General features: G+C 38.7%; 6 protein-coding genes. All 6 read left to right on the top strand.

The genetic code is table 11. The features are described from left to right. The first annotated feature begins 526 nt into the window (after positions 1–526). A complete protein-coding gene (lon, locus tag QZ265_RS06930; RefSeq protein ID WP_296404719.1) occupies positions 527–2,974 on the top strand; it encodes an endopeptidase La in 2,448 nt (815 codons plus the stop codon). A gap of 458 nt (positions 2,975–3,432) precedes the next feature. Then, positions 3,433–3,984 carry a superoxide dismutase family protein gene (locus QZ265_RS06925; RefSeq protein WP_296404711.1) on the top strand — a complete coding sequence of 184 codons (552 nt, stop codon included), beginning with the start codon at positions 3,433–3,435 and terminating at the stop codon, positions 3,982–3,984. Between the two features lie 537 nt (positions 3,985–4,521). Then, positions 4,522–5,583, top strand: coding sequence for a recombinase RecA (recA, locus tag QZ265_RS06920; protein ID WP_296404710.1), 1,062 nt, complete (start codon positions 4,522–4,524; stop codon positions 5,581–5,583). Between the two features lie 191 nt (positions 5,584–5,774). Further along, a complete protein-coding gene (locus tag QZ265_RS06915) occupies positions 5,775–7,013 on the top strand; it encodes a regulatory protein RecX (RefSeq protein ID WP_296404708.1) in 1,239 nt (412 codons plus the stop codon). Between the two features lie 181 nt (positions 7,014–7,194). Continuing rightward, complete coding sequence (locus QZ265_RS06910) at positions 7,195–8,922, top strand: molecular chaperone HscC (protein ID WP_296404706.1); 1,728 nt, start codon at positions 7,195–7,197, stop codon at positions 8,920–8,922. A 208-nt stretch (positions 8,923–9,130) separates the two neighbouring features. After that, on the top strand, positions 9,131–9,484 hold a 354-nt coding region (locus tag QZ265_RS06905; RefSeq protein WP_296404705.1), incomplete at its 3' end, for a J domain-containing protein.

Here is a 9,484-nt window from a genome sequence, read left to right as displayed (position 1 = left end):
CTAGATAAACCAAGCTAGATAACCCAAGAAACTTATAACACTATATTTAATCCTCTTAACCTTATTTAATCCTCTTAACCTTCATAATCCTTTTTATCCTATAAGCAATCCTCATTAGAGACGAACATACCGCATCAATCATAATTATTCTTTATTGAGTTTTTGCTCATAATTGTTATTTAAACTATAACTTAGTCATAAGATTGTGCTCTGTAAAAGTTGATTTTTAAACAATAGCATCTCAATTATTATTAACTACTAAATCGATATTCAGTAATGACTCAGGTAGAACTCTTTGAATACAACTTGCAATTATCATCATTCATCACCATTTAATAACTCATAGCATAAAAAACTTCTTAACAAGAAGATTTGTGTCACACGATAAGGAAAAAATATGAGTAAATCCGACAAAGAGTATGACAGCAGTTTCGAGCAACTTATGAATGATAGCCTTGATATTGAGGTTGATTCTAATGACACTCAAGTTGATGATGATGCTGACATAACTACAGATTCAGAACCAATGGATGTGGCACTAGATACCGATGAGAATTCAAGTTCTTTACCGCTGTTAGCGTTACGAGATGTGGTGGTTTACCCGCATATGCAAATCGCATTGTTTGTGGGCCGTGAACCTTCGGTTAAAGCCATCCAAGCGTCTCAAGATAATTTTAATGACTTGGTATTGGTTGTGGCTCAAAAAGACTCGCTCAGTGAGGATATCCAGCTAGACAATCTTTATGATTACGGTACTGTATGTCGTATCGTTAGTACCATGCCTCATGATAGCGATGAGAACTGCATCAAAGTATTAATTGAAGGTCAGTATCGTGTCAAATTAGACAGCATCACTGATCAGGGCAATATGCTGCATGGGGAGTTTACCCGTAGCGACATCACGCTACCTATGGATGAAAAGCAACAAGAGAATACAGTTGAAGCATTACGTAGCTTATTTGCTCATTATGCTGAAGCACGTCTACGCAATAGCCGTGAGTTAATTCGCGTTTCTGAACGTATTGAAGATTTACTAGAGTTGGTATATTTCATTGCCACTCGGGTATCTATGGATCTTGAAGCTAAACAACTGTTGCTTGAAAAAGACGATATTGCGATGCATATCAATACGCTTACTGAATATTTGGCGAAGCAAAGCGCAGAGCAGTCTATCGAACAAGATATCCATGAAGCAGTTCGTCGTCAAATGGAAAACAATCAGCGTGAGTACTTCTTAAATGAGAAGATGAAAGCTATCAAAAATGAGCTTTCTGAAATCAGTGACGGCTCATTTGACGCTGATGATGATATCGAAGAGTTAGAAGCACGTTTAAAAGAATCAGATTTACCTGAAGATGTGCGTAAAAAAGCTGAACAAGAATTTAAAAAGCTTAAAATGATGCCTCCAGCTTCAAGTGAATCATCAGTAGTACGCAATTATATTGAATGGATTTTAGATACACCTTGGAAAAAAACCAGTAAAGTATCTATTAAGTTAGACAAAGCGCAAGAAGTGCTTGATGCTGACCACTATGGTCTAAAGGATGTTAAAGACCGTATTGTAGAGTATTTAGCAGTGCAGTCACGTGTGAAAAAACTGCGCGGTCCAATCCTTTGTTTAGTAGGCCCTCCAGGAGTTGGTAAGACTTCACTTGGTGAGTCTATCGCTCGCGCTACTGGTCGTAAGTTTGTACGTATGGCATTAGGCGGCGTGCGTGATGAAGCTGAAATTCGCGGTCATCGCCGTACTTATATTGGCGCTATGCCAGGTAAGATTGTGCAGTCTTTGGCTAAAGTTGAAGTCAATAACCCGCTGTTCTTGTTAGATGAAATAGATAAGATGGCTCAAGACTTCCGTGGTGATCCAGCGTCAGCCTTGCTTGAGGTATTGGATCCATCTCAGAATAACAAGTTTAATGACCATTATTTAGACTTAGACTTAGACTTATCTCAAGTAATGTTTATCTGTACTGCCAACAGCATGGATATTCCACCGGCACTGCTTGATCGTATGGAAGTGATTCGTCTACCCGGTTATACCGAAGATGAAAAAATCAACATTGCTGAGAAATATTTGGTGCCAAAGGCTATTCAGCAGAACGGCTTGAGAAACGATGAAATTGAAATTGTGCCTGAAGCTTTGCATAGTATCGTTCAACGCTATACCCGTGAAGCGGGCGTACGTAATCTTGAACGTGAAGTGAACAAAATCTGCCGTAAAGTAGTGCGTGAGTCTATTGATAAGTATGGGGTTAAACCTTCTAAAAAGACTAAAGTCGAAACGGTAATTGTTGATGCTGATAACATTAGCGACTATCTTGGTGTGCATCAATATGATTATGGCTTAGCTGAAGAAGCACCTGAAGTGGGACGTGTCACTGGTCTTGCTTGGACTAGCGTTGGTGGTGAGCTATTGACCATTGAAACCATTACCATGCCAGGTAAAGGCGAGTTCGTTTATACCGGCTCGCTTGGGAATGTCATGAAAGAGTCCATTCGAGCGGCAATGAGTGTGGTTCGTGCTCGCGGCGAAATGCTGGGTATTGATTATGACACCTTTAAATCTAAGGATGTCCACGTTCATATGCCAGAAGGTGCGACGCCAAAAGATGGTCCATCAGCGGGTATTGCTTTGACCACAGCCCTTGTGTCTGCGATGACCGGTATTGCCATTCGCTCTGATATTGCTATGACAGGTGAAGTTACGCTTCGCGGTAAAGTATTACGTATTGGTGGTCTAAAAGAGAAACTCCTAGCGGCGCATCGTGGAGGCATTAAGCATGTGTTAATCCCTGCTTCTAATGAGCGCGATTTAGTCGAAATCCCAGACAATGTTAAACAAGGCTTGATTATTCAGCCCGTGTCTACCGTAGATGAGGTGCTTCAGGTTGCCTTAGTTGAAATGCCAAAACCTTTGAGCCCTTCAAAAGTGGCAGTGGATACTACGAAATCTAAGAAGGCTTTACATAGCTAATTTACCTTTAAGGTGATTTAATTAACTGGTTCAGTTTTATTATTATAAAAGTCGCTATGTGTAGCGGCTTTTTTATGTCTAATACACTTTATGTTTGGCTAAAATTATCTATGTTCAATTAGTATCATTACTTAGCATGATACTAAAAATATTATTAAGTTAGCGAATTTACATTTAATAACGTATTGCAACGTTTTAGATAATGGATTTATATGGCTTAAAGATATACTAAATAAGATGAATATATGAAAGTCTTTAATAGTCTTTGCTATTAAAGCTTAAAATTATCGCTGCACTGTTTACTTTTATAATGCTTAGTACTGAATGCTTAATACTAAGCAATGCCAACTTAAATGTTATAAATTTATCGTCTGTATATAGATTACAATCTAAGTAAATTAGATATAGCTCTGATAGCAACAGTTAATTGCATCCACTTAATTAGATTAGGAGTACTTATGAAAAAGCTATTAGCAACTTCAGCAGTTCTAGCTTCTGCACTAGCCTTATCTGCTTGTCAATCTACCCCGACCAAAGGTGATCTTCCAGCTGAAGTCCAACCTGCCCTTGAAGCACAAATGCAATTGGTGGATATTAGTAAAGCTCATTTAGGTAAGGTGTATTTACGTCCAGTGAATGGCGGCGTCCAAGTATTTGGTCAATTGACAGGCTTACACCCCGGTTCTACTTATGCCATTCATATCCATGAAAACGGAAGTTGTGGCAATAGTGGCAAAGATGCGGGTGGTCATTTTAACCCATTGAATAAACAACATGGTAATCCTAACTCTTTAGAGAGTCATGGCGGTGACTTGCCTAATATTACTGCCGATGCCAACGGTGTGGCAAATATGAACTTCTTACGAAGAGATATCTCTGTAGATCCTCAAATGGCTAACAGCGTTTATAATCGCTCGTTTATTATTCATGCCGGTGTAGATGATTATACCAGCCAACCTTCAGGTAATTCAGGTGACCGCATGGCTTGTGGTGTTATCAAAGCTTATTAGTATTTAAAGTTTAATATTAAATTGTAAATTACATTTTTAACTCCTTTGGGTAGCAATTCATAGTGCTTAATTCTTACCCTATTTAATACCAGTTTCTACTTTAAGGAGCTGGTATTTTTTATACATTTTTATCTATAATATTAATTTATTTACATATTTTAAAAACCGAATATGGTCACTAGTTAATACGACATTTACTGTCGTATAGCATACCAAACCCCCTATTAAGTTACTGTCAATTTGTTATACTTACTTTATCAAAACACCCGTCACAACTACTTATAACTAATTACTTATTAATAGGTACTCATTAATCGTTAGTTGTTAATAGCAACTATAATCAAAAAAAGATTAAACTCATCTTCCTAGACTTTATTATATTATTGGCTGTTAATTTTCATTAGTACTACTAATATGTGATTTAATCCTTATAATGAACGGCACTGTTATTTAAACTTTCTTTCTTCAATAATATTTTTTATTAACGCTCAAACCGATTAACTTTAAGTATTTGCAAAACTAATTTAGGATATCAATATGGACGACAACAAAGCCAAAGCGTTAAAAGCTGCCTTAGGTCAAATTGAAAAGCAATTTGGTAAAAACACTATCATGCATCTAGGCGATAATTCTGCCACTTTAGATGTTGATGTGGTATCAACAGGCTCATTAGGTCTAGATATTGCACTAGGAATTGGCGGGCTACCTAAAGGGCGTATTGTAGAAATCTATGGCCCTGAAAGCTCAGGTAAAACCACTTTAACTTTACAAGCTATTGCTGAATGTCAAAAGCAAGGTGGTACTTGCGCCTTTATCGATGCTGAACACGCTTTAGACCCTATCTATGCTCGTAAATTAGGTGTGAACACCGATGATTTATTGGTTTCTCAGCCAGATAATGGCGAACAAGCCTTAGAAATTACTGATATGCTGGTTCGTTCAGGTGCATTAGACATGATCGTTATTGACTCAGTAGCGGCGCTTACTCCACGCGCTGAAATTGAAGGCGAAATGGGTGATAGTCACATGGGTCTTCAGGCTCGCTTGATGAGTCAGGCTTTACGTAAAATTACTGGTAACGCTAAGCGTTCAAACTGTATGGTTATTTTTATTAACCAGATCCGCATGAAAATTGGGGTTATGTTTGGCTCTCCTGAAACGACTACTGGCGGTAATGCACTTAAATTTTATGCCTCAGTTCGTCTAGATATTCGTCGTATTGGCGCGGTTAAGAGTGGTGATGAAATCATTGGTAACCAAACCCGTGTTAAGGTTATTAAGAATAAAATGGCCCCTCCTTTCCGCCAAGCTGAATTCGAAATCACTTATGGCGAAGGTACCAATCACTTAGCCGAAGTGGTCGATTTGGGTGTTGATATTGGTGTGGTAGGTAAAGCCGGCGCTTGGTATAGCTATGGCGATGAGAAAATTGGTCAAGGTAAAGCCAACTCAGTATTGTTCTTAAAAGACAATCCAGCAATTGCTGAAGAGATTGAAGCTAAGATTCGTGCTGAAAAATTGGCAGTAGCTCCAGAAAAATCTGCTACAGAAGTTGAGCCAGAATTGGTTGAAGTAGACTCAGAAGTAGAAGCAGAATAAGGTGTGTTTTTGTTTAATCTCTAAATGAATTTAAATAGTTTGTTTATTAGGTGAAATAACAAGCACTCTTCTTTTATCATCAAGCAATATAGCTATTGTTAAATCAAATAGTTTTAACTATGACTTATGGCAAGTGGCTTATAGCTTATAGAATGAAGAGTGCATTAACTTAGGGTTAAATTATCATATTTATGGAGATAAAAACCTTAGCTCAGATTTTGGCAGATAATTCAAAGTCGTCTGAAGGGACTAGTAAATCTAAACGTACTCGAAGCCTGAAAGATTATGATAACCAAAATAAGCCAAAACACTCTAGAAATTTAGCCGATAAACAGCCACGGGCACAGTCGAAAACTGTTCGTGGCTTTGATGCGCCTGAAGATAATTTAGATAAATTGCTATCAACGCACGATTCAAACAACGACTATCCGTCGACATCTAGAGACCTTTCTACAACCGAATATTCTATCAAGTCCAAGTCCAAGTCCAAGTCCAAGTCCAAGTATCCTAACGAAGCCACTTATCAAAAACAATCAGACCCTTCATTTAGTAAAAGTAAACGTAAAAAAATAAAACAGTTTCACCCCGCCTCGCCTTATCAGCCTAAAACATTGACAACTGAGCCGATTGAAGAAGTCGACGCTCATAGCATTAACAACCTATTAATCCAAGTCAGACAAGAAGCTAAAAATAATTCAATAGCTAAGCTGTCAAATCTAACCAAGCTATCAAATCTAACAACCGCAACACACTTAAAAGCGGAAAGACCTGACTTAATTGATGCTGATAGCTCAGCTGCCCTTTTTGCTACTAATAAAACGGATATTAACTCAGTTGACAACTTACTGGCTGCTTTAAAAACTTATTTAAAAACACCAAAGCAACGACAAGCAGAAAAAGAGGAAATTAAAGCCAATAGTCGGCTACGCTGGCTCGCCTTTTATTACTTGTCCAGACGTGAGCATTCTGCCGGTGAGTTGCGTCAAAAATTAATCGATAAAGAACAAGATCCTCTAAAAATTGAAGCATTACTTAAAGAATTTGCTGAAAAAGGTTATCAAAGCGACCATCGTACGGCATTGATGCTGATACGTGAGGGTATTCGTAAAGGGCGGGGTCGAGTACGTATTAAAAACGAATTCTATAAGCGCCAAGTAGACGTGCCTTCTAATATCGATGAATTAATTGATATGGCTATGGAAGACAATGAGGAATTTGTCGATGTTGTTGCTGATAATGAGTTGATTGAAGGGGTAGATTGGTTGCGTCTGGCCGTTGAAGCCCGAGTAAAAAAATATGGCGATGAAATTCCTAGTGATCAAAAGTTAAAAGCTCGGCAACTAAGATTCCTACAATACCGCGGCTTTCAGCCAGATATATGCTTTGAAGCTATTAAGTACAATTTACAAACGCTGGATGAACGGTTTTAACCTTTATATTTGTGACGTATAACTTTCAAAATATCAGTAATTTTTAAACACTTTAATATATTTTGACTATCTTGAACCGCTAAAACAAAACCTGCTATGATTTAGTAATGTTTAAAATATTTTAATGGTATTTATTGAATCCTTAAAAAACTTTGTATTGACACACACATAAGTGACTTTTATGAGCTCTCCTATTATTGGTATAGATTTAGGAACGACAAACAGTCTTGTGGCATTTTGGCATCAAGACAAAGCGGTTCTTATTCCAAACTCTCTTGGACGTGTATTGACGCCTTCTGTGGTTAGTATAGATAAAGACGGTTCTATCTTGGTGGGTCAAACAGCTAAGGAGCGTTTAATCAGTCATCCTGAGCAGACAGCTAGTGTATTTAAACGCTTTATGGGAAGCCAAAAAACCTACCGCTTAGGTCATCAAAAGTTCAGTCCAGAAGAGCTGTCCTCACTAGTATTAAGCTCTTTGAAAGCGGATGCTGAGGCTTATTTAAAATGTGAAGTCACAGACGCTGTGATTACAGTACCCGCGTACTTTAATGATTATCAGCGCCAAGCGACTAAAAATGCCGCTCATTTGGCAGGACTAACCGTACGACGCTTGCTTAATGAACCTACAGCAGCTGCCATGGCTTATGGTCTGCATGAGAACAGTGATGATCGTAAATTTTTGGTACTTGACCTAGGTGGCGGTACTTTTGATGTCACCTTATTAGAGCTATTTTCAGGCATTATGGAAGTGCGAGCCAGTGCCGGTGACAATACTTTAGGCGGTGAAGATTTTACCCAAGTATTAATTGACGGTTTTATTGCTCATCAGAAGCAAGTTTATCCAAATATTACCTCCGAGTTTTGGCAACCGCATCTTGCATTGCTGTATGGCGTAGCAGAAAACAGCAAGCGTGAGTTGACTATCAATAATACTGCGCAGCTTTCTTTGACTATTGACGGCACCACTTATGACTGGCAGGTCAGTTCAACTGATTATGAAAAACTAGCTGAGCCTTTACTACAAAGGTTTCGTCAGCCGATAGAACGTGCGGTACGTGATGCAAAACTGCGTATCAAAGAGCTCGACGACATTGTGCTCGTTGGTGGCGCTACTCGTATGCCACTTTTTCGTCAGCTAATGACCCGTCTACTGGGCCGCTTCCCATCTGTAGGCTTGAACCCCGATGAAACTATTGCCATTGGTGCAGCCATTCAGGCAGGGTTGGTGGCAGAAGACGTGGCGTTGGATGAAGTCATATTAACAGATGTGTCTCCGTACTCTTTAGGCGTTGATACCACTATAGAGATTGCGCCTAATAAATACCAACATGGTGTTTTTGCGCCAATTATTGAACGCAATACCGTTATTCCAACCAGTAAGGTCCACACTTTCTACCCTATGGATGACAATCAAACTGCAGTTGATTTTAAAATCTATCAGGGCGAAGCGCGTCTGACCCGAGACAACATTAAAATTGGTGAGATGAGTGTGACTCTACCTTCACGATATCGTGGTAAATCCAAAGACTTACCGCTTAATGTGCGCTTTTCTTATGATGTGAATGGACTTCTTGAAGTAGATATCGATGTAGAAGGCAGTACGGAGCAGTATAACTTAGTCATTCAAAATGGCGCGAAACATATTGATGCCGAGGAGATGCAACGTTCAAAGCAAAAACTCAGTGCGCTAAAAACCCACCCTCGTGATCAAGCTGAAAATCGTAATTTACTGGCACGTGCTGAACGTTTATATACCCAGCGCCTTGGTTTTGAACGTGAGCAGTTAGCCAGACTTATTGGGTGGTACGAGTCTATACTAAATTCTCAAGACCCGATACAAATTCGTCATGCCAATAAAGAGCTGTTAAAAAGCTTAGATCAATTTGAAAAAGATGAGTGGTTTTAGGGCGTGTCCCTATTTGCAAATTAAATAAGTTATGGTCTAAAAATGGCTATATTTTCGCCAAACTGTGTCTAATTTTAAGCTAATATGCCTATATTGTCTTCGAAATTATTCGTGTTTGACAAAAATCTATCTCATTTTTAACCTCATAATCCAAATAGGGACACGCCCTAATGTCTTTATTGATCTTTGATTTATTTGAGTATCTAACATGACTGAAAGCTGTTGGGACATACTAGGTATCGAAGCTACCAATGATGAAAGAGTCATCAAAAAGGCCTATGCGCTAAAACTTAGAGACAATAAGCCTGATAAAAATCCCACCGGCTTTAAAGCATTGCGAGATGCCTATGAGCAAGCGCTAAATGAACGATTTTGGTTAGATTTTTATGACGATAACGATCCAGAAGTGGATACGCAAGACGAGGAGGAAGATGAGCAAGTATTAGAACCTTATGAGAGTAAAACCAGTCCTACTGTCACACCTTACTTATCAATTGACGACTCGCCTATTGATGAATCATTAGATGCTGTATATTTAGAAGGTAACCAGTATAGCGAGGGC

This window comes from Psychrobacter sp., from assembly GCF_018260395.1.
In the GTDB taxonomy this organism is placed as follows: domain Bacteria; phylum Pseudomonadota; class Gammaproteobacteria; order Pseudomonadales; family Moraxellaceae; genus Psychrobacter.
Note: the sequence above shows the minus strand (reverse complement) of the source record. Positions and strands in the feature narration are given on the sequence as shown.

Excerpts from the sequence above, each read along its gene's own strand:
- recA (WP_296404710.1), top strand. The coding sequence starts at position 4,522 with ATGGACGACAACAAAGCCAAAGCGTTAAAAGCTGCCTTAGGTCAAATT.
- lon (WP_296404719.1), top strand. The coding sequence starts at position 527 with ATGGATGTGGCACTAGATACCGATGAGAATTCAAGTTCTTTACCGCTG.
- QZ265_RS06925 (WP_296404711.1), top strand. The coding sequence starts at position 3,433 with ATGAAAAAGCTATTAGCAACTTCAGCAGTTCTAGCTTCTGCACTAGCC.
- QZ265_RS06910 (WP_296404706.1), top strand. The coding sequence starts at position 7,195 with ATGAGCTCTCCTATTATTGGTATAGATTTAGGAACGACAAACAGTCTT.
- QZ265_RS06915 (WP_296404708.1), top strand. The coding sequence starts at position 5,775 with ATGGAGATAAAAACCTTAGCTCAGATTTTGGCAGATAATTCAAAGTCG.